This is a genomic window from Sorangium sp. So ce185 (genome assembly GCF_051526825.1).
Taxonomy (GTDB): domain Bacteria; phylum Myxococcota_A; class Polyangia; order Polyangiales; family Polyangiaceae; genus Sorangium; species Sorangium cellulosum_D.
This window is the reverse complement of record NZ_CP150316.1, coordinates 6,311,129-6,330,625: the sequence shown is the minus strand read 5'-3', so window position 1 is coordinate 6,330,625 and position 19,497 is coordinate 6,311,129. Positions and strand designations below refer to the sequence as shown.

The 19,497-nt window shown below is 73.6% G+C and carries 18 protein-coding genes; 12 read left to right on the top strand and 6 right to left on the bottom strand.

What is annotated here, in order from left to right:
* Nucleotides 1-91: 91 nt before the first annotated feature.
* Nucleotides 92-2,488, bottom strand: a complete 2,397-nt coding sequence (locus WMF26_RS23235; RefSeq protein ID WP_438002079.1) for a DEAD/DEAH box helicase — start codon at nt 2,486-2,488, stop codon at nt 92-94.
* Between the two features lie 543 nt (nt 2,489-3,031).
* Between WMF26_RS23235 and WMF26_RS23230 the strand changes: the two genes are divergently transcribed.
* From WMF26_RS23230 to WMF26_RS23210, 5 genes are all read left to right on the top strand, one after another.
* Complete coding sequence (locus WMF26_RS23230) at nt 3,032-3,385, top strand: DUF4398 domain-containing protein (RefSeq protein ID WP_438002078.1); 354 nt, start codon at nt 3,032-3,034, stop codon at nt 3,383-3,385.
* Between the two features lie 26 nt (nt 3,386-3,411).
* Complete coding sequence (locus WMF26_RS23225; protein ID WP_438002077.1) at nt 3,412-3,924, top strand: DUF4398 domain-containing protein; 513 nt, start codon at nt 3,412-3,414, stop codon at nt 3,922-3,924.
* 159 nt (nt 3,925-4,083) lie between these two features.
* Entirely contained in the window at nt 4,084-4,767 is a 684-nt protein-coding gene (gene lspA / locus WMF26_RS23220; protein ID WP_438002076.1) for a signal peptidase II, read from the top strand.
* Between the two features lie 187 nt (nt 4,768-4,954).
* Complete coding sequence (gene lspA, locus WMF26_RS23215) at nt 4,955-5,710, top strand: signal peptidase II (RefSeq protein WP_061621939.1); 756 nt, start codon at nt 4,955-4,957, stop codon at nt 5,708-5,710.
* Nucleotides 5,711-5,712: 2 nt separating this feature from the next.
* The gene (locus WMF26_RS23210) at nt 5,713-6,651 is read left to right on the top strand and encodes a prolipoprotein diacylglyceryl transferase (RefSeq protein ID WP_437339197.1); all 939 of its coding nucleotides are present in this window, start codon (nt 5,713-5,715) and stop codon (nt 6,649-6,651) included.
* A 244-nt stretch (nt 6,652-6,895) separates the two neighbouring features.
* Here the strand turns inward: WMF26_RS23210 and tatC are convergent, their stop codons facing one another.
* From tatC to rlmN, 3 genes are read right to left on the bottom strand one after another with little or no spacing between them, the layout of a single operon-like run.
* Entirely contained in the window at nt 6,896-7,786 is an 891-nt protein-coding gene (gene tatC / locus WMF26_RS23205; RefSeq protein ID WP_438002075.1) for a twin-arginine translocase subunit TatC, read from the bottom strand.
* Nucleotides 7,783-8,445, bottom strand: a complete 663-nt coding sequence (gene tatB, locus WMF26_RS23200) for a Sec-independent protein translocase protein TatB (RefSeq protein ID WP_438002074.1) — start codon at nt 8,443-8,445, stop codon at nt 7,783-7,785. The genes tatC and tatB overlap by 4 nt, the downstream gene beginning before the upstream one ends.
* A 44-nt stretch (nt 8,446-8,489) precedes the next feature.
* Complete coding sequence (gene rlmN, locus WMF26_RS23195; protein ID WP_438002073.1) at nt 8,490-9,731, bottom strand: 23S rRNA (adenine(2503)-C(2))-methyltransferase RlmN; 1,242 nt, start codon at nt 9,729-9,731, stop codon at nt 8,490-8,492.
* Between the two features lie 51 nt (nt 9,732-9,782).
* Between rlmN and WMF26_RS23190 the strand changes: the two genes are divergently transcribed.
* The 6 genes from WMF26_RS23190 (at nt 9,783) to WMF26_RS23165 (ending at nt 16,042) form a co-directional block, all read left to right on the top strand.
* On the top strand, nt 9,783-11,105 hold the full coding sequence (locus tag WMF26_RS23190) for an OmpP1/FadL family transporter (protein ID WP_437339193.1): 1,323 nt from the start codon (nt 9,783-9,785) through the stop codon (nt 11,103-11,105).
* On the top strand, nt 11,105-12,490 hold the full coding sequence (locus WMF26_RS23185; protein ID WP_438002072.1) for an OmpP1/FadL family transporter: 1,386 nt from the start codon (nt 11,105-11,107) through the stop codon (nt 12,488-12,490). The genes WMF26_RS23190 and WMF26_RS23185 overlap by 1 nt, the downstream gene beginning before the upstream one ends.
* A 172-nt stretch (nt 12,491-12,662) precedes the next feature.
* Nucleotides 12,663-13,457 (top strand): SDR family NAD(P)-dependent oxidoreductase, encoded by a 795-nt coding sequence (locus tag WMF26_RS23180; RefSeq protein ID WP_438002071.1) that lies wholly within the window; start codon nt 12,663-12,665, stop codon nt 13,455-13,457.
* A gap of 238 nt (nt 13,458-13,695) precedes the next feature.
* Entirely contained in the window at nt 13,696-14,817 is a 1,122-nt protein-coding gene (locus tag WMF26_RS23175; protein WP_438002070.1) for a hypothetical protein, read from the top strand.
* A gap of 204 nt (nt 14,818-15,021) precedes the next feature.
* Nucleotides 15,022-15,597, top strand: coding sequence for a peroxiredoxin (locus WMF26_RS23170; RefSeq protein ID WP_061624690.1), 576 nt, complete (start codon nt 15,022-15,024; stop codon nt 15,595-15,597).
* The gene (locus WMF26_RS23165; protein ID WP_438002069.1) at nt 15,587-16,042 is read left to right on the top strand and encodes a TlpA family protein disulfide reductase; all 456 of its coding nucleotides are present in this window, start codon (nt 15,587-15,589) and stop codon (nt 16,040-16,042) included. The genes WMF26_RS23170 and WMF26_RS23165 overlap by 11 nt, the downstream gene beginning before the upstream one ends.
* Here WMF26_RS23165 and WMF26_RS23160 read toward each other — a convergent pair.
* Nucleotides 16,020-17,291, bottom strand: coding sequence for an MFS transporter (locus tag WMF26_RS23160; RefSeq protein WP_438002068.1), 1,272 nt, complete (start codon nt 17,289-17,291; stop codon nt 16,020-16,022). The two genes, WMF26_RS23165 and WMF26_RS23160, sit on opposite strands and share 23 nt — an antisense overlap.
* Nucleotides 17,292-17,369: 78 nt before the next feature.
* Nucleotides 17,370-18,635 (bottom strand): condensation domain-containing protein, encoded by a 1,266-nt coding sequence (locus tag WMF26_RS23155; RefSeq protein WP_438002067.1) that lies wholly within the window; start codon nt 18,633-18,635, stop codon nt 17,370-17,372.
* 524 nt (nt 18,636-19,159) lie between these two features.
* Between WMF26_RS23155 and WMF26_RS23150 the strand changes: the two genes are divergently transcribed.
* Complete coding sequence (locus WMF26_RS23150) at nt 19,160-19,390, top strand: hypothetical protein (RefSeq protein WP_437321494.1); 231 nt, start codon at nt 19,160-19,162, stop codon at nt 19,388-19,390.
* Nucleotides 19,391-19,497 lie beyond the last annotated feature (107 nt).

The following is a 19,497-nucleotide window of genomic DNA, read 5'->3' as shown; positions in this document are numbered from 1 at the left end:
GAAGGAGAGAAACAGCGCTTTTTATTCTTCTCTCCTCTGTGCCGTCTGTGCCGCTGTGGGTCAATCTTCTTCCCCGCTCGCGGCCCGTGCCTCACGCCTGGTGGAGCAAGATCTCGAGGAGGCCGAGCGCCGCGCGCTTGCGCTTCGCGTCGATGGTCTCCGTCGCGCCGACGCACAGCGGGCAGCCGGCCTGGTCGCAGCCGCACCCCGCGATGAGCTGCCGCGTGCGCGCGAGGAGCTCGTCGCGCTGCTCGTAGATGCGCTCGGACAGGCCGACGCCGCCGGGCACGTTGTCGAACAGGAACAGCGTCGGATCGAAGACCCCGGCCCGCTCGGCGCCCTCCGGGACGTCCGGCGTCCGCGCCTCGCTCCCGTCCTCGAGCGTCTGGCCGATGTCCCGCGGATCGCACATGAGCGAGAGCGTCGCGACCGTCTCCAGCGCCCGCGCGATCCCGCGCAGGCCGTCGATCGCGGTCGCGCGGCCGAGGCCGAGCTCCTCGCAGAGCGCCTCGGGCACGGTGAGCCAGAACGAGGTCGTGTGCATCTGGATGTCGGGCAGCCGCACGTCGCCATACCCCGTGTTCTCGTGCGTGTAGAACTTGATCTTCTTGTACCCAACCACCTTCTCCACGATGCTCACCTCGCCGAACGCGGCGGTCGCCCGGCCGAGCTGGGCGCTCGCGCTCTCGTCGAGGATGCTCACCTTTCGATGGGTGAGCGCGGTCGTGAAATAGTCGGGGACGACCTTCGTCACGAACGCCTTGTGGTTCTCGTAGTCGAGCCGCTCGACCTGATACTGCTCGCCGTCGTGCTGGTAGATGGCCTGTTCGTGGAGCATCGTCGGCGCGGCGCGCCAGTCGAGCTCCGCCAGCGTCTTGCCGTGCGCCTTGTCGATGATGACGAAGTTGTCCCAGCCCACCGAGCGCAGGCTCACGTGGTTCGCCGGATAGGCGTCGGTCGCCCAGTGAAAGCGATCGTTCGACTCGTGGACGACCCCGTTGTCCTGGAGGAAGCGGAGCGCCGCGACGGTGTCGTCCGCCGGCATCGCCGCATAGGACTCCCCCTTGAGGAACGGCAGCTCGAACGCCGCGCACTTGAGGTGCTGCACCAGGATCTCGGTGTTCTGCGGATCGATCCGGGCCGACTCGGCCCCGCGCTCGAGCAGGTAGCTCGGGTTCCTCGCGAGGTACTGGTCGAGCGCCGCGCTCGTCGCGCACAGGACGGCGATGCTCGTCTTGCCGCGCCGGCCCGCGCGGCCGAAGCGCTGCCACGTCTCCGCGACCGACCCGGGATAGCCGGCGCAGATCACCGCGTCGAGCTCGCCGATGTCGATGCCGAGCTCGAGCGCGTTCGTGGCCACGACGCAGAGGATCTCGCCCTCGCGGAGCCCCCGCTCGACCCGGCGGCGCGTCTCCGGGAGGTAGCCGCCGCGGTACGCCATGATCGCGTCCTCCGCCCCGATCTCCTTGCCGACGCCCTCGCGCAGGTACTTCAGCATGATCTCGACCGAGTTGCGCGACTGGCCGAACACCAGCGTCGGCACGCGGGCCCGCGCGAGATCCCCGGCGAGGCGGACCGCGCTCTTCAGCGTGCTGGCGCGCACCCCGAGCTCCGCGTTCACGACGGGCGGGTTGTACAGGAAGAAGCGCCGCGGCCCGCGCGGGGCGCCCGACTCGTCGATGAGCTCGAGCTCGTCCTCGGCGACGCCCAGGAGGCGCGCGGCGTGCGCCCGCGGGTTGCCGATCGTCGCCGTCGCGCAGAGGAACGTCGGGCTCGAGCCGTGGAAGGCGGCGACGCGGCGCAGCCGGGCGAGCACGTGGGCGACGTGCGAGCCGAACACCCCGCGGTAGGTGTGGAGCTCGTCCAGCACGACGTAGCGCAGGCGCTGGAACGTCCGCGCCCAGTGCGCGTGGTGCGGCAGGATCCCCGCGTGGAGCATGTCGGGGTTGGTCATGACGATGGGGCTGCGCTCGCGCGCCGCCCGCCGCGCGTCGCCCGGCGTGTCCCCGTCGTAGACGATGGCCGGGATCGTGAGCCCCGCCTCGCGGATGAGCGCGTGCAGCCCGGCCTCCTGGTCCCGGGCGAGCGCCTTGGTCGGGTACAGGTAGATCGCGCTGCCGCCCTGGCCCGACGCGGCGCCCTCCGCCAGCGCGTCGAGCACCGGGAGGTGGAAGCAGAGGCTCTTGCCGCTCGCCGTCGGCGTCGCGACGACCACGTGCCGCCCGGCCTGCGCGGCCTCCGCCGCGCCGCGCGCCGCGCGGGCCGCCGCGAAGGCCCGCGCCTGGTGGTCGTAGAGCCGCGAGATGCCCCGCCGCTCCAGGGCGCCGCGCAGCGCCGGCGAGAGCGCCTCGGGCATCGGCGCGGTGCGCGCCTCGGCCGGCGGCATCTCGCGGTCCGCGGTGAAACAAGGGCGAACGTAGCCCGACGCGAGCCACGACGCGATGACGCTCTCGACGCCGGTCTCGATCTTCCAGGGGGGCGACGGCATGACGCCGGCATACTAAACAGATGCGCCGTGTCGCTCAACCGGATCGGGCGCGGGTGGGCGCGATGGGTGGATCTGTGGGAAGCTGCCGCACCCGATCGCGGCGGGCGGTGCCGCGGATGGGCGCGGGAGAGGGCGAGGGCGGGCAGGGCAGGCGCGCGTACAGGGGAGCGGGGAGCGCTCGTGTCCTCGAGCGAACTCGGAGCTCGGCGGCCCTCCCGCCGTGGAGTCGCTGCTCGCGAGGCGCGCGGCGGCGCCGGCGAATGGCTCGTTTGCGCGCAACGGTTGGGCAGCGCGGATACGGCGCGTGAGCCGACGTCTCAGCGCGCGCGGCGATCCTGCTGCACCGACGGACGCCGGGCGGCGCGCCGCGCGGGGGCGCTCAGGCAGAGCCCCACCGCGGGCAGGCCTGGTGTGCTGGTTGCCTGAGGGAGAGCCGACCGGCGACGGAGATCCGACGGAGATCCGGCGTCGAGGTCCACATCGCTCTTTGCCCCGCCTGCTCCGCGCGATCGCTCGTCCGGGGCTGGCCACGAGGTGTCGCACATGAGAAAGGCAGTGATCTTGACGCTCCTCGGCGCGTCGGCGGCGGGGTGCGCCGCGCGCACGGCGACGTTCGGCGATCGGGTCGTCGCCTCGGAGGCGATGATCCGGGCCGCGGAGGAGGGCGGCGCCGACGAGGTCCCGCTGGCGGACGTCCACCTGCGCCTCGCCAGAGAGCAGGTGGAGCGCGCGAGGCGGCTGTCGGCCGAGGGCGTGGCCGATCGGGCGCGGCGCATGCTCCTGCGCGCGCAGGCGGACGCGGAGCTCGCCATGGCCCTCGCGCGCGAGGCGCGGGCCCAGGCGCGCGCTCGCGAGGCGGTCGGGGAGGTCGGATTCATCCATCAGCGGCTCCGGTAGGGGCGCGCGGGAGGAGGCGCGGAACCATGCGATGCAACCCGAGGATGGCGGCCACGACGGTGGCCATGCTGCTCCTCGGCGGCCTCTTGGGGTGCGCGAGCGCCCCGCTGCCGCCGAAGGAGCTCATCAGCGCGCGGGAGAGCTACGCGCGCGCCCGAGCGGGCGCGGCGGCGGAGCTCGCGGCCGCGGACCTGGAGGGCGCCGGCGAGGCGCTGGAGCGCGCGGAGCGCGCGTTCGCCGCGGGGGGGGAGCTCGCGGAGGCGAGGGATCTCGCGTACCTCGCGGGGCGCCGGGCGCAGCTGGCCGACGCGCTCGGGCGCACGGCGGCCGCGGAGCGGCAGCGGGGCGCGGCCCTCCAGGCGTACGCCGAGGTGCAGCTGGCGCTGCGCAGGAAGGGGGCGCCGCCGGCCGACGCGGCGGAGCCGCTCGAGCCGGGCAAACCGACGCAGCCGCCGAAGGCGCCGGCCCGGGCACGCGCCCCGGAGCGCTCGCTGACGCGCGCCCCGGAGCGCTCGCTGACGATCCTGGACGGGCGGTGAACCGCGCCCGGCGCGGCAGACGCCGCGCGGCGGACGGCGCAGGGCGACGGACGACCGCGGAGGCGGAGGACGCAGGCGGCGCGGGGACGGCCGGCGGACGGCGTCGCCCTGCTCCGGGCCGTTTGCTCCGCGCGGCGCCATCGCGTAGAAGCGAGGGTGATGTCCTCTGGCGCACCGCAGGCGTCGCCCGCTGCACTCCTCCCGGACGAGCTCCCCCCGGGCGAGCGCGCCTCGCTCGCCTTCCTGGCCGTCGTGTCGCTCGTCTCGTGCGCCGCCGATCTGGCGACCAAGGCGTGGGCGCACGCGCGGCTCGCCGGGTTCGACGCGAAGCGGTCGGGCCCGAAGATCTTCACGGTCATCCCGGACCACCTGGATTTCATCTTCGCGCAGAACCCGGGCGGCGCCTGGAGCTTCCTCCGCAGCCTCCCGGACGGCCTGCGGCGGCCGTTCTTCCTGTTCGTCTCCGCCGCGGCGATCGTCTTCATCGTCTCGATCTACCGGCGCGTCCACAAGGACCAGGCCGCGATGAAGTGGGGGCTCGCGCTGGCGCTCGGCGGCGCGATGGGCAACCTGGTCGACCGGATCCGCTACGGCTGGGTCATCGACTTCATCGACGTCTACGTGATCCGCGGCGGCCAGGAGTTTCACTGGCCGACGTTCAACGTCGCCGACATCGCGATCGTCGCCGGCGTCATCCTCATGTCCACGGACATGATCGCCTCCGCCCGCAACGCGAGCGCTCCCTCGTCAGCGCCGAGCGGCGGGCCCGGCGGCCCGGCGGACGGCGACGCCGCCCCTCCGCTATCGACGGAAGCGCCTCCGCCCGCCCCGCCGGCCGGCTGAAGGGCCGAAGCGGCCGCGCGGGGCGCGGTCAGAGAGCGGGCTGCGCGCGCTCGCGCGCACGCCCGAGAAGCACGACATGACGACGCGCGAGACGGGCGAGGGCGCACAGGGCAGACGGGCGAGACGGCGCGCCCGGAGGGAAGCCTTTGCCGGAGAGCTCGGTTTGTCGTAGAGGAACGCGCTCCGCATGACTGAAGACGCCACGCCGCGAGATGCTGCCGTGAAGACCGAGGGTGCCGATGCGGAGCCGGACCGCGCCGCGCCCGTGAAGGCGCCAGAAGGCGCGCCGCTGGCCGCCGGCGAGCGCGACCCCGAGGGGCGCGGCTCCTCGCTGGAGGACGACGCCGACGATGTGGTCGCGCCGGCGAAGCCGACCTACCGGCCGTCGTACGTGTTCCTCCTCGTCGTGTCGGCCGTCACGCTGGCCGCCGACCTCGGCACGAAGTGGTGGGCCAAGGACCGGCTGGAGCCGCGGGCGCTCGCGGACCTCGCCGACGCGCCCCGGCCGCTCGCGCTCCGGAAGATCGAGGTCATCCCGGATCACCTGAACCTGATCTTCGCGAAGAACCACGGCGGGGCGTGGGGCATCCTGGGCGACGAGAGCGAGGCGATCCGCCGCCCGTTCTTCCTCGTGGTCTCGCTCGCCGCGATCGTCTTCATCGTCTCGCTGTACCGCAAGCTCCACCCCTCGCAGATCGCGCTCCGGTGGGGGCTGCCGCTCGTGCTCGGCGGCGCGCTCGGGAACCTCGTCGACCGGATCCGTTACGGGTACGTCATCGACTTCATCCAGGTGCGGTTCACGCCGACGTTCGTGTGGCCGACGTTCAACGTGGCCGACATCGCGATCGTCGTGGGCGTCGGGCTGATGGCGATCGACATGTTCTCTCCGCAGCGCCCCGAGCTCGCGAGGAAGCCCTCCGGGGCGAAGGCGTCGGCGGGCTGACCATGCGGCCCGAGCTGTTCCGCCTGCTCGACGTCGCGTTCCCCGCCTACTTCCTGCTGCTGCTGACCGGCTTCCTCTTCGCGACCGCGATCGGCGCCCTGTGGGCGCGGCGCATCGGCGAGGATCCGGACGTGATCGTCGACCTGGGGCTCGCGTGCCTCCTGGCCGGCGTCGTCGGCGGCCGGCTCCTCCACGTCCTCGCCGACGGATACTTCTGGGATTACGTGCACCTGTGCACCGACCCGTCGCTCGTCGACTGGAAGGTCGAGCAGGCGCTGTGCGAGCCGCGGTACCACGGCGTCTGGGACGCCGCGAAGGGGGTCTGCCACCCGACCGAGCGCGATTGCCTGGCGTGGGCGAAGTTCTGGGCGGGCGGCCTGACGTACTACGGCGGCTTCGTCGGCGCGTCGGCGATGGCGTACTGGCTGCTGAAGCGCGATCGGTTCCCGTTCTGGAAGGCGGCGGACATGGCGGGCTTCGCCGTCCCGCTGGGCCTCGGGTTCGGGCGGATGGGCTGCCTGCTCGCCGGCTGCTGCTTCGGCCAGCGCACCGACGGCGCGCTCGGGCTCTCGTTCCCGCCGAACAGCCCCGCGAGCGAGGCGCAGTTCAAGCTGCACGAGCTCGCGAGCGCGCGCCTGCCGTCGCACCCCGTGCACCCGACGCAGATCTACGAGTCGGCCATGTCGTTCGCCATCGCGGCGATCTGCCTGCTCTACGTGCACGGGCGGAAGCGGTACGACGGGCAGGTCTTCGCGACGTTCCTCGGCCTCTACGCGCTCGGGCGCTTCACGCTCGAGTTCGCGCGCGCCGACGACCGGGGTGGCCTCATCGGCCTGTCCACGTCGCAGCTCATCGGGGTCGCGATGCTCGGCGCCGCGATCGCGATCCACGTGGCGCGGAGCCGGAAGACCGCGCCCGCGGCGATCGCGCCGGCCGCCTGAGCCGCGGCCCTGACGGCGCGCGGCATGCGCCGTCCGCCAACCGCGACGCTGGAGCGCCGATCACGTCGATCGAGCGAGAGACAAACCGCCGAGGCGCCGAGCCAGGGTCTTTCTCTTGGCGCCCTTGGCGCCTCGGCGGCTCGAGCTCCTGCTCGTCTCAGGCGCCTTCGACCCGTTCGTCGCCCTGGGACACCGACGAGGCGCGGAGGCGGTGCTGCCTGCGATATCCGCGCCGCGCCGGACGTCAGCCCTGGGAGACTTCCTTCTGCTTGCGCTTCTTGTACGCGGCGCGCTGGTCGTCCGTCGGCGGCTTGCCGAAGACGTACGCGAGCCCGATCGAGAGCACGTAGAGGAGGCACATCGGCACCGCCATGACGAGCTGGCTGGTGATGTCCGGCGGCGTCAGGATGGCCGCCAGGACGAAGGCGCCGAACACGAACCAGCGGCCGAACAGGATGAGCTGCAGGTAGTTGACGAGGCCCGCGATCGAGAGAAACAGCACGATGAGCGGGATCTCGAAGATGATCCCGAAGCCGAGCAGGAGCTGGGCGACGAAGTCCAGGTAGTCGCCCATCATCACCGTCGGCGTGATCGTCACCCCGTCGCCGCCGACCGTGCCGGCCATGCTGAGGAAGTAGCCGAACGAGATCGGAAAGGCCGCGCGCCAGCCGAACAGGCCGCCGCCCACGAACAGGATCGTCGAGAACAGGACGAACGGGATGACGTACCGCTTCTCGCGGGCGTAGAGGCCCGGCGCGACGAACGCCCACAGCTGGTAGAAGATGAACGGCGAGGCCAGCGCCGCGCCGCCGATCATCGACAGCTTGAAGTAAGCGACGAACGCGGCCGCGGGCGCGCCGAAGTGGAGCGAGGGGTTGCCCGGCAGGCTCTGCTCCCGCCACGCCTGCACGAATGGGACGGTCAGGAAGTGCAGGAGCTTCTCGCGCACCTCCCACCCGGCGATGCAGGCGGCAAAGAAGACGAGGATGCTCCGGACGAGCCGCTTGCGCAGCTCGTCGAGGTGCTCCCAGAAGGACATCGGTTTGTCCTCGTTGAGGTCCTCCTCGGTGTTGTCGCTGGACGCGCCGGCCGTCCCCGGGGAACCGCTCTTCGCCGCCGCCTGCTCCTGGCTCATGACGCCGCTCCGTTCCCCGTCGCTGCCGTCTCCTGCGCCGCCGCGGTCTCCTGCGCCGCCGCGGACCCTGCCGTGCTCGCCGCGCCCTGCGGCGCTCCCGCGGCCGCCGGCGTCGCCATGGTCGCCGCGCCTGCCGCGCCCTCCGCGCCGCTCGCCGCTGCCGCGGCGGCTCCGCCCTCCACCGGCGCCGCGGCGCCTCCGCCCTCGGCCGCGTCCGCCGGCTTGGGCGTTCCCTCGATCTCGGCGCCGTAGGCGTCGCAGCCGAGGACCGGGTACTCGCGCTCGCGGAGCGGCGGCACGTTCTGCGGCGGCGGCGGCACGTCCGGCGGCGGCGGCAGGGGCTCGGGCTCCGGCGGCCTCACGCGCGGCGTCGCCGAGACGACCGTGCCGATGGTGCCGGCTTCCATGACGGGCTTCACCAGCGTCTCGATCACGTTGACCCGCGAGAGCGCGCGGAGCTCGCGGAGCTCGCGCTCCAGCCCCTCCTGGCGGATCAGGTCGTCGATGCCGCTCTGCGTCCGGAGCTCGGTGGTCATGCGGCGGAGCTTGGCGATCCAGCTCCCCGCTGTCCGCATCATCGCGGGCAACCGTCGTGGGCCGACCACGATGATGCCCACGATGACGAGCACCATTACCTCGCCGAAGCTGAAGCCGAACACGGGCGCAAGCTAGCGCGCGCCGGAGCGGGGATCCATAGCGACCCTCACGCCGGCCGCGGCGGCGCGCTCGGCCCGACGCCGGCCGCCTCCGCCGCCGCGCCGGGCCGGGGCGACGCCCGGCGGCCGCCTGGCCGCTGCGCCTCCGCCGGAGGCCGCGCGAGCTGCCCGCAGGCCGCGCCGACGTCGCCGCCGCCGGAGTAGCGCACGATCGAGCCGACGCGGGCGGCGGAGAGGACCGCGCGGAACGCCTCGAGCCGCGCCGAGCGCGCGAACGGATCGGCCGGCGCGGCGCCGCCCTCGGCGCCGCCGGGCGAGGGCGGGGGAGCGTCGGCCGCGCCGATGGCGTTGTAGGGGATGAGGCTGAGCCGAGGCGAGATGCCGTGCTGCGCGGCGAAGCCGCGGGCGAGCGCGGCCAGGCTCGCGGCGTCCTCGTCCGCGTCGTTCTGGCCCGCGAGCAGCGTGTACGCCCACATCGGCGCGTGCCCGGTCGCGCGCGCGTGCTCGCCCACGGCGGCGAGGACCTCGTCGAGCGGGTGCGCGCCGTCGATCGGCATGAGGTGGCGCCGCCTGCCGGGCCGCACCGAGCCGAGCGAGAGGCCGAGCCGGACGCCCGGGACCTCGGCCGCGAGCCGCCGGATCCCCGACGGGAGCCCCGCCGTGCACACCGTGATGTTGCGCATGTCGATCGCCTGCGCGCTCGGCTCCGAGAGCACCCGGATCGCCTGGATGACGCGATCGGCGTTGGCGAGCGGCTCGCCCATGCCCTGGAACAGCACGCCGTGCACGCGCGCGCCGCCGCCCACGGTGGCGCCGAGATCCCGGCGGATGAGCCGCACCTGCTCGACGATCTCCCAGGCCTCCAGGTTGCGCGTGAGGCCCATGCGCCCGGTGGCGCAGAAGGCGCAGGCGAGCGCGCAGCCGACCTGCGAGCTCACGCACGCCGAGTACCGGCCCGGCCGCTCGAGCGGGATGCGCACCGACTCGACCGCCGCGCCGTCCTCCAGACGGAACGCGTACTTCACGAACGGATCCTCGGCGCTCGCGCGCCGCTCCACGAGCGCGAGCGTCCTGATCTCGCCCGCCGAGCGCGCGGCCTCGAGCGCGGCGCGCCGGACGGTCGCGGGCGCGCGCGCCGGCAGCTCGCCGAGGCGGTGCGCCAGCGAGACGATGCGGCGCGCGTCGGTGAGGTCGATGCCGCAGGCGCCGGCGAGCTCCTCCGGCAGCACGGCCTGGAGCGCGAGGCGGGGGCGGCGTTCGTCCGAGCTGCTTTTAGGGCGGGGATCCACGGCGGATACCGACTAGCGCGCCAGGGCGGCCCAGTCTACGGTCGCCCGCGCATGCTTCGCCCGATCCGCTGGATGCGGCGCGGGTTCGCGCCCCTCGCCGCGGCGGGGCTCGCCCTCGCGCCGGCCGGCGCCGCGCGGGCGTCGCCGGAGGACGTGCTCGGCTTCGGCGCGCGCGCGAGCGCCATGGGCGCGACCGGCGCCGCGGTCGCGGAGGGCTACGAGGCCGTCTACGCGAACCCGGCGCTCCTGTCGCTGTCGCGCGAGCGCCGGCTCACCCTGGGGCTCGAGGGCGCGATCTTCGACCTCCGCGCGGGCGGCCGGCGGCTCTCGTACCCGCCGCTGCGCGGCAGCCTGATCGGCGCCACGGTGCCGATCCCGTTCGGCGGCGCGCTCGCGGACCGCGTGACGATCGGCCTCGGCTTCTTCGCGCCGTTCGACGTGGTGGTCCGCGGGCGGATCCTCTACCCGGAGACGCCGCAGTTCCCGGTCGCGGACCGGACCCAGTCGGTGGCGGTGCAGGCGGCGCTCGGCGCGTCGCTCGGGCGCGGCGTCCGGGTGGGCGCCGGCTTCGCCGCGCTGGCGGCGCTGTCCGGCGCGGTGACGGTGGCGACCGACGCGTCCGGCCGCGTGGGCACGCTGGTCGAGGACACCCTGGTCGCGAGCTACGGGCCGATCCTCGGCGCGAGCTACGACATCGGCGCGTACCGCGTCGGGGCCGCGTTCCGCGGCGAGCTCGCCGGGCGCTTCGACGTCGTCATCCGGGCCGAGGATCTCGGGGGGATCGCCGTGCCGCCGCTCCACATCGCGGGGATCGCGCAGTACGATCCGGCGCAGGTCGCGCTCGAGGTGGCGCGCGTGAAGGGCCCCTGGAAGGTGGCGATCGGCGCGACGTACAAGCGCTGGTCGGCGTACCCCGGCCCGGTCGAGGCGACGGTGCGCTGCCCGGACGTCGACCCCGCCACGGGCGAGCCGTTCGCCGGCCCGTGCGGGGCGCCGGCGCCCGCGGATCCGGGGTACTCGGACACGGTCGTGCCGCGCGTCGGCGTGGAGCGCAGCCTCGCGCTGCGGCCGGGGGCCACGGCGCACGCGCGCGGCGGCGCGTACCTCGAGCCGTCGCCGGCGCCCGAGCAGACGGGCGCGTCGAACCTCTACGACAACGCGCGCGTCGCGCTGTCGCTCGGCTATGGGCTCGCGCTCGCCGCGCCGCTGCCCCGGCTGACGCTGGACCTGTTCGGCGAGGTGCAGCTGCTCCTGCCGCGCGCGCACCGGAAGCGCGGCGAGCCGGCCGCGGGCGGCGGCGAAGGCGGCGCCGGCGCGGTGCGCACGGGGGGCGTCCTGGTCGCGGGCGGGACGACGCTCGGGGTGGCGTTCTGATGCGCCGGCCCGCCTGCGCCGCCGCGCTGCTGGCCGCGCTGACCGCCGGGCCAGCGCGCGCGCACGCGCCCGACGCGTACGGCTTCGGCGCGCGCGGCGCCGCGATGGGCGGCGCGCTCGCGGCGGACGCGACCGACTTCTCGGCGAGCTACTACAACCCAGCGGGCCTCGCCGGCGCGACGGGGCTCGGCCTCTCGCTCGGCTACAGCTACGCGTCGAACGGCCTGCGCACGAACGGCCGCGACAGCGGCGTGCGCGACGTCCACGGGCTGTCGGGCGGCCTCGTCGCGCCAGGCGAGGTGCTCGGCGTCCCGTTCGCGTTCGGGCTGGCGACGTTCCTGCCGGACGACGGGCTGTCGCGGATCAAGGCGATCCGCCAGGAGACGCCGCGCTGGGAGCTCTACGACGACCGGCTCTCGATCCTGTTCCTCGCCGCGAGCATCGCGGTGCGCCCGCTCCCGTTCCTGGAGCTCGGCGGCGGCGTCGCGTTCCTCGCCTCGACGCGGGGCCGCTTCTCGGTGACGGGCCGCGCCGACGCGCTGTCGCCCTACGACTCCGCGCTCCGCCACGAGGTGGACGCGGATCTCACGTCGATCCGCTACCCGCAGCTCGGCGCGCGGGTGCGCGCCTGGGATCTCGGCTTCGTCGGGGTCGTCTACCGCGGGGAGGCGAAGCTCCCGCTGTCGATCGACGCGCGGCTGCAAGGGGTCGTCGACTTCGCGGGCATCGAGGTGCCGCTCCTGTACGAGCTCGAGTCGCGCACGGTCGACGCGTTCCTGCCGCAGCAGGTCGTCGTGGGGGCGAGCTTCCAGCGGATCCGGGGCCTGCGCGTGAACCTCGACGTCACGTGGGTGAACTGGTCGGCCTACGAGAGCCCGGTGGCGAGGGCGCGGGCGCACCTCGAGGCGTCGCCGCCCCCGGAGGTGCCGCTCGACCTGCCCGACGATCCGAGGCCCACGTCCGTGGTGCCGCTCCGGTTCGAGGATCGGCTCGTGCCGCGGCTGGGCGTCGAGTACGCGATCGCCGCGGCGGGGAGCCCGCGCGAGGCGGCCGGGCAAGGCGGGCCGGGGGGAGGGGGAGCGCGCCACGCGATCGAGATCCCGCTCCGCGCGGGGTACGTCTACGAGCGCTCGCCGGTCCCGCCGCAGCGGGGGGTGATGAACTACATCGACGCAGATCGACACACGCTCTCTCTGGGGGCGGGCGTGGTCCTGAATCGGCCTCTGCCGGAGCTGCCGGGCTCGCTCCGGATCGATGTGCACGGGCAGCTGTCCGTGCTGCCGGAAGTGGTGGTGGAGAAGGACAATCCGGCCGATTTCGTCGGGGACTACCGAGCGGACGGCACGATGGTGAACCTTGGAGCGACGGTGACGGCTGCGTTCTGATCCCGTGAACGAGGTGAATCGCGCGGGGATCGACGGTGGCCGCGGCGCTCGATGGCTCTTCGCCGGAATGTCGATTCGCCACCTGCGGGGTCGTGCAGGCTTGACATCAGATCGCTTTGCGCCGCCATCGCCGCGCGCTTGACGCGCGCTCCAGTTCTTGCGAGACCACCTCATGCCAACGGATGCACCTTCCTCGTCGTCAGGCGAAGCACCCCGCTTCGATTTGAAGGGTCAGGTAGCGCTCGTCACCGGGGCCGCTCGCGGCCTCGGGAACGCATGCGCGCTCGCCCTCGCGCGCGCCGGCGCGGACGTAGCCCTTGGCCTGCGCGAGATCGGCTCAGCGGGGGAGCTCGCCGAGTCCATACGCGCCCTCGGCCGACGCGCGCTCCCGCTGCAAATGGACGTGACGCGCACGTCGGAGATCAGGAGCGCGGTGGCCGAAGCGATCCGCCATTTCGGTCGCATCGACATCCTGGTCAACAACGCCGGAATCGGCCCGCCGAACCCCGCAGAAGACGTGACCGAAGAGGACTTCGATCTCACCGTCGCGGTGAACCTCAAGGGCACGTTCTTCGTGAGCCAGGAGGTCGGGCGGACGATGATCAAGAACCGCAGCGGCAAGATCGTGAACCTGAGCTCGCAGGCGGGGTTCGTCGGTCTACCGACCGAGTCGGTCTACTGCATGACCAAGGCAGGGATCGCGCACCTGACCAAATGCCTCGCGGTCGAGTGGGCCAGGTACGGCATCAACGTGAACGCGGTCGCCCCGACGTTCATCCGGACGCCGGGCACCGTCAAATGGCTCAAAGACGAGGCGTTTCGAGACGATCTCCTGTCGAGGATCCCCCTCGGGCGCGTCGGCGAGCCCGTCGACGTGGCGGGCGCCGTCGTCTTCCTCGCGTCGCCTGCCGCGTCGCTCATCACCGGGACCACCCTCCTCATCGACGGCGGCTTCACCGCCCGGTGACTATCTCCCTCGCACCGACTCCAGGTAACGGTAGAAATCCGAGTTGGCGTTGAACATCAGCGACGTATTGGCGCCCATGGTCTGACGATAGGCCTCCAGGGTCTTGAGGGAGCCTCGCAGGCCGCTCCCCGCGGGGATGCACTAGGATGGATCGGTGCTCCAGGATCCGACCCGCATCCCCATCCGTGCACCTCGGGGCCCACGCAGGCCTGCACCACGCCTCCGTCCGCGCTTGCCGATGCTGCTCCTCCTCCCTCGAGCGCTCGCCCTCTGCGCGGTTCCGTGGCCGCTCGCTTCCTGCGCGACGCTCCCCTCGGAGGAGGCCGACGAGCGCAGCCTGCCGAACGCCCTCGCCGGTCCGTTCCGGGAGATCGACCAGGAAGAGCTCGGCAACTCCAGGGCGGCCCCGCACGTCATGAACGACGACGAGCGCTTCGCGCGCGACGCCTCGGTGGTCGATCTGGACGGCGATCCCTCGACGCTCGCGGCGGCCGGCTTCTTCGCCGCCACGCTCGGCCCCGACGACGCCGAGCCAGACCCGCTCGCCCCGCCGAACGCGATCGTCCGCTACGAGGCCGCGGACGGCCGCTCGTTCGAGCGATCGCCGGTGACGGTCCTCGCGCCGGAGCTGCCCTGGGAAGGCGGCACGGTGGCCGCCCCTTCGGCGCTCCTCCTGGACGGCGAGATCTGGCTCTACTACGCGGCGGAGGGCGGCATCGGCCTCGCGCGCAGTACCGACGGCGTCGCCTTCGCGCGCGAGCCGGCGCCCGTGCTCGCGCCGACCGCGCCCGACGACGGCGGCTGGGAGCGCGGCGCCATCCCCGGCAGCCCCGGCGTGGTCCGCCTGCCCGACGGCTCGTTCCGGATGTTCTACGTCGTCGCGGGCGACGGGGGCGCGTCCTTCGTGGGCGAGGCGCGCAGCGACGACGGCCTCGCCTGGGAGCGCGTCGGCGACGGCCCCGCGCTCGCGCCGGCGCCCCTGCCGGCCGCCGGCGCGAGCGCGGCGGACGACGAGCCCTTCGACAGCGCCGCCGTCTTCGACCCCGCGCCGGTGCTCGCCGTCTCCGCGACGGGCCGGCCGAGCCTGCGCGTCTACTACGCCGGCCGCGACGGCGCAGGCCGCTCCGCGATCGGCCTCGCGGCCCGCTTCGGTCACGACGGGCCGCTCCAGCGCGCGGCGGCGCCGGTGTTCGGCGCGTCCTCCGCGCTCGCGCCGCGCGCGCCCTGGGTGGCCGCCCATCCCGGGTTCTCGCTGCTGTTCGTCACGCAGGCGGCGGGGACGCGCGACGGCCAGGGCTACCCCGCGGTCGCCGCCGGCGTCGCGCCGGCCGACGCGTCGCTCCCGCCGCCCGAGCCGTGAGCGCGCCAGGATCGCCCGCCCGCCGCGCCGCCCCGGCCGCCCGCGCCGGCGGCCCGGCGCGCCGCCGTTGACGCCGCGGGCCCCGGCACCACGACCTCCGCGTCGATGCCGTCGATCGACGTCATCGATCGACGTCATCGATCGCCGCAATTGCCAGCGCGCCGGCCGAGCGAGCTCGCGCTCGACGAGGCCCTCGGAGGAACCATGTCCGTCGCCAGAGTGGGTGAGCCCGCCCCCGAGTTCACGCTCCCCGTGTTCGATCCCGCCGCCCCGAACCGCCACGATCTCACGGTCTCGCTGTCGGATCACAGCGGCCGGTGGCTCCTCTTCTTCTTCTATCCGATGGACTTCACCTTCGTGTGTCCGACGGAGATCCTCGCCCTGGCCGATCGGCGCGCCGACTTCGATCAGCTCGGCACGAGCCTCCTCGGCTGCTCGACCGACACGACCTACACCCATCGGGCCTGGGCGATGACGCCCCGGGAGCAGAACGGCATCGCGGGCGTGAACTACCCGATCGCCGCCGACCACTCGGGCGAGGTGGCGCGCAGGTACGGCGTGCTCATCGAGGGCGTCCACGCGGCGCTGCGCGGGCTCTTCATCGTCGATCCCAAGGGCGTCCTCCAGTACGCCGTGATCCACTCGCTCAACATCGGCCGCTCGACCGACGAGACCCTCCGCGTGCTCGCGGCGCTCCAGACCGGCGGCCTGTGCCCGTCCGACTGGAAGCCGGGCAAGGACACGATCGAGATCGCGGCGGAGAAGCGCCGTGCTGCCTAGCGGCGCGCCGATGCCCTCGTTCGAGGGCGCGACGCGCTGGCTGCACGGCGAGCCCACGCCCGACGCGCTCAGGGGCGCGCCGGTCGTCGTGCAGTTCTGGGCGGTGTCGTGCTCGCTCTGCAAGGACAACCTGCCCACCCTGCGCGCGTGGAAGGACAGATATGGGCCGCGCGGCGTCAGCTTCGTCTCGGTCCACATGCCTCGCCAGGAGTCCGACACGCGCGTCGACCGGGTGGAGGCCGTCGTGACGGAGAGCGGCATGGACGAGCCGGTCGCCATCGACAACGCGCACGCGATCGGCGACCGCTTCCAGACGGGCGGCCTCTGGCCCGCCTACTTCCTGTTCGACGGCGAGCGGAAGCTGCGGGCGCGATCCGCGGGCGCCGCAGGGCTGTCGCACCTGGAGCGCGCGCTCGCGCAGCTCACGGGCGAGGAGGGCGGCTGAGCGACCCGGCCGGCCGCGCGGGGAGCGCCGGCCCGGCGCGGCCCGCGAGGTCGAGGGCGACCTGGCGCTCGATCCAGAGCAGCAGCGGGCAGAAGACGAGCGCGCAGGCGATCGCCAGCGCGGCCACGCCGCCCATGCCGTCGAGGCGCCCGTCCGGGAGCTCGCGGAGCATCCTGGCGGACACGAACGCGGCGAGCGCGGACGCGAGGTGCTGCACCGCCGACTGCATCGAGGTGAAGCGCGCCCGCTCCGAGGGGAGCGGCACCTTCGAGGCGAGCGTGCTGTACGAGATGTTGCAGATCGTCGTGCCGGTCATGAAGCCGACGAACACCGCGAGCACGGGCAGCCCCGGCACGTATGCGTGGAACCCGGCGTAGAGGACGGCCACGAGCAGCGCCGCGCCGGAGAGGCTCGTGCGGAACGCGCCGAGCCGGTCGAGCAGCGGGCCCGCCGTGCGCATCACGACGAAGCTGAGCGCGCCGCCCGCGAGGTAGAGCAGGCCGAGCCGCTCGCGCGGGTAGCCGAGGTTGTTCTGCACGTAGGCCGAGATGTTCGGGATGATCAGGAACGACGCCATCATCAGGGCCGTGGTCGCCAGGTACGAGCGCGCGACGAGCGGGCGGCCGATCAGGGCGCGGAGCTCGCGGAGGGCGCTCCCCGGCGCCGCCGCGCCGCCGATGTGGCCGCGCATCGAGGGCAGGAGCGCGGTCGCGAGCCCCGCGACGAGGACCCCGAGCCCGGCGACCGCGAAGAACGGCACCTGGAAGCCGCCGCGCCGCGCGAGCTCGAGCCCGGCCGGCACGCCGAGCACGGCGGCGAACGAGTAGGCGCCCATGACGACGCCCATGGCCTTGCCGCGCCGCTCGGGCGGGATGACGTCGGCGACGATCGACAGGGAGATCGCCGCCGCGGGCCCCCCGAAGGCGCCGGCGAGGACGCGCGCCGCGAGCAGGGTCGAGAGCCCGGTGGCGAGGCCGCCCGCGGCCGTGGCGACGACGAGGCCGAGCATCGCGACCGCGAGCGCGCTGCGCCGGTCGAACCGGTCGAGGAAGAACGCGCCGGCGACGCCCGAGAGCGCCGCGGCCGCGGTGTAGCTGCCGCCGACGAGGCCGAGATCGGACAGCGGGATGCCGAGCGCCGCGGCGAGGTCCGGCCCGAGCGGCATGACCATCATGACGTCGAGGAGGTTGACGAACTGGACCGCCGCGACGAGGAGCAGGATCGTCCGTTCGGAGCGCGCGCTAGCCATGATCGCCTCGCGCCCGGCCCTGGGCCGCCTCCCGTGTCGCGGCGGCGCCCCGGCCCCCGCGCGGTCCCTTTGCGGCGCTCATGACGCCAGCGTGGCCGCGGCGGGCGCGTCGCAGCCCGCGTCCAGCGCCGCCACGAACGCCTGCTGGTGCCCCTCGAGGGTGGCCCGATCGTAGAGCGACGGGTGCCCGTCGAGCGTGAAGTGGATGTCGTCTCCCCAGCTCGAGAAAGCGAAGGAGAGATCTTCCACCGGGCCGGAAGCGACGTTGGTCACGGTCGCCTTGAGCTCGGGGCCGAAGTCGAGCGGCGCGCTGAACGGGATGACGTTCACCTCGGGGCCGAACAGGCGCTTGTGATCCATGTCGCGCCAGAGGTGCAGGTAATGGTACCGCTGGTGGGCGCGCAGGCCGTCGAAGGCGCGCCGCGCGCGCTGCGCGAGCTCCGGGAGGGTGGCGTCCGGATCGACGCGGACCCGGACGGGGATCATGTTCATGGCCATGCACGGCACGTTGAGCGCGGCGCTGCCCATCCGCTGCATCACCGGGACGCCGAGGAGCACGTCGCGCTCCCCGGTCAGGCGCGCGTGGAACGCCGCCACCATGCCGAAGAGCAGGTTGGGCCAGCTGGTCTTGAGCTCGATCGCCCGCCTCTTGAGCTTCGCGCCGAGCCGCGCGGGCAGCGCCGTGCTCGCGCGGTTCCCCCGCAGGAGGCCCAGCTCTTCGAACAGCACCGGCGGCAGGTCGAGCCCGTCGTAAACGCGCATGAGCGCCTCGCGGTCCCGCGCGACCTGCGCGGAGCCCTGGTAGGCGACGTCCTCGGCGATCACCGGGGCGAAGCCGGCGAACCGCGGGGAGAGCGGCCCGCCGCCCCCGAGCGCGCGGTAGTGCTCGGCGACGCGGCTCTTGCAGAGCTGGAAGCCGTAGCCGTCGAGGGTGATGTGGTGCGCGCGGAAGACCCAGATGTGGTGATCGGGCGAGAGCCGGTAAATGGTCTGGTCGTAGAGCCGCCCCTCCTCGAGCGAAAAGGGCGCGTCGAGCCGCTCCAGGATCTCCCTGTCGGCCGCGCGCCGCGGGTCCTCCGCGCCGGTCAGATCGCGCAGCGCGATGGGGGGCTGCGCCGCCTCCCCGACGCGCTGGCGGGGCTCGCCGTCCTGCTCGAAGAAGCGGATGTGCAGGGCCTCCGCCTCGCCCTGCATGGCGATGAGCGCCTGCCTGAGCCGATCGAGGTCGAGCGGCCCGCGCAGCTCGACGCGCTCCGCCGTGTTGTTGACGGTGCTCTGCGGATCCCTCTTGTGGTCGAGCCACATGGCCGCTTGCGCTTGGGTGAGGGGGTGACTGACGCTCATGGATTCAGGACCTCAGGACGCGCCTTCCACGAAGCGCGCGTGGCTCGTCGTTGTTGTCTTCACTCCGCCGCCGCGCGCCGCCGCCCCTCGCGGGGGCAGCGCGCGGCCTGCGCGCTCGCACGAGGGCCCGAGACGGCGCGCATCGGGCGGCAAGGCTGACCGACGTCGCCCCGCCGCCCCGGAGTCCGCCCCGGCGCGCTCGCCCCGGAGCGGTGAACCGGCACTCGGTGGAATACGCGAACATGAAAGTGAAAGCTGCTTTCAATTAGCTAAAGGATCGGGTAGATCCCGTCAAGCGGATTCGCTCGGTGCGGCGCATAGGCCGATTTTCGCGAGATCGCCGTGCGCCGGCCCGGGCGGGCCGCCCTCGGTGGGCGACCCAGACCTCCAGACGCCGCTTCCGCTGCGAGCGATTTTCGATTGACGAGCTGCCAAATTTCATGGTAGACGCTCGATTCGATTAAGTTGAAAGTCACTTTCATTATCATTTCTCGGATCGTCGTGGACGGGAAAGAGGGCCAGGGATGAACGACCTGACGCTGAAACGGGAGGCTCCGTCCGGCGGCCGGTGCGAGCGCTGCGGCGTCGCCGGCCATGGGGGGACCGACGCCGTGCGCTGCGACTGCGGCAGCATGCTCGCGCGGCACGTGGCCGGCGGCATCGAGCTGAAGTGCCGGCGATGCAAGCGCGTCGTGGTCATCCCGATCGCGCCGGCGGGGGACGACGCGACGGCCGAGACCGAGGTCGAGCTCTGACCCATGCACGCCCGCAGCAGCGCCGAGATGCGAGCGCCGATCGCGGCCCCGCGGGCGAGCGCCGGGTCGACCCGGAGGCGGAACGCCGAGGGCGGCGCGGCGCACGG

Excerpts from the sequence above, each read along its gene's own strand:
- WMF26_RS23190 (WP_437339193.1), top strand. The coding sequence starts at position 9,783 with ATGCTTCGCCCGATCCGCTGGATGCGGCGCGGGTTCGCGCCCCTCGCC.
- WMF26_RS23230 (WP_438002078.1), top strand. The coding sequence starts at position 3,032 with ATGAGAAAGGCAGTGATCTTGACGCTCCTCGGCGCGTCGGCGGCGGGG.
- tatC (WP_438002075.1), bottom strand. The coding sequence starts at position 7,786 with ATGAGCCAGGAGCAGGCGGCGGCGAAGAGCGGTTCCCCGGGGACGGCC.
- WMF26_RS23175 (WP_438002070.1), top strand. The coding sequence starts at position 13,696 with ATGCTGCTCCTCCTCCCTCGAGCGCTCGCCCTCTGCGCGGTTCCGTGG.
- WMF26_RS23235 (WP_438002079.1), bottom strand. The coding sequence starts at position 2,488 with ATGCCGTCGCCCCCCTGGAAGATCGAGACCGGCGTCGAGAGCGTCATC.
- WMF26_RS23210 (WP_437339197.1), top strand. The coding sequence starts at position 5,713 with ATGCGGCCCGAGCTGTTCCGCCTGCTCGACGTCGCGTTCCCCGCCTAC.
- WMF26_RS23180 (WP_438002071.1), top strand. The coding sequence starts at position 12,663 with ATGCCAACGGATGCACCTTCCTCGTCGTCAGGCGAAGCACCCCGCTTC.
- WMF26_RS23225 (WP_438002077.1), top strand. The coding sequence starts at position 3,412 with ATGCGATGCAACCCGAGGATGGCGGCCACGACGGTGGCCATGCTGCTC.
- WMF26_RS23170 (WP_061624690.1), top strand. The coding sequence starts at position 15,022 with ATGTCCGTCGCCAGAGTGGGTGAGCCCGCCCCCGAGTTCACGCTCCCC.
- WMF26_RS23185 (WP_438002072.1), top strand. The coding sequence starts at position 11,105 with ATGCGCCGGCCCGCCTGCGCCGCCGCGCTGCTGGCCGCGCTGACCGCC.
- lspA (WP_061621939.1), top strand. The coding sequence starts at position 4,955 with ATGACTGAAGACGCCACGCCGCGAGATGCTGCCGTGAAGACCGAGGGT.
- lspA (WP_438002076.1), top strand. The coding sequence starts at position 4,084 with ATGTCCTCTGGCGCACCGCAGGCGTCGCCCGCTGCACTCCTCCCGGAC.
- WMF26_RS23150 (WP_437321494.1), top strand. The coding sequence starts at position 19,160 with ATGAACGACCTGACGCTGAAACGGGAGGCTCCGTCCGGCGGCCGGTGC.
- WMF26_RS23160 (WP_438002068.1), bottom strand. The coding sequence starts at position 17,291 with ATGGCTAGCGCGCGCTCCGAACGGACGATCCTGCTCCTCGTCGCGGCG.
- WMF26_RS23155 (WP_438002067.1), bottom strand. The coding sequence starts at position 18,635 with ATGAGCGTCAGTCACCCCCTCACCCAAGCGCAAGCGGCCATGTGGCTC.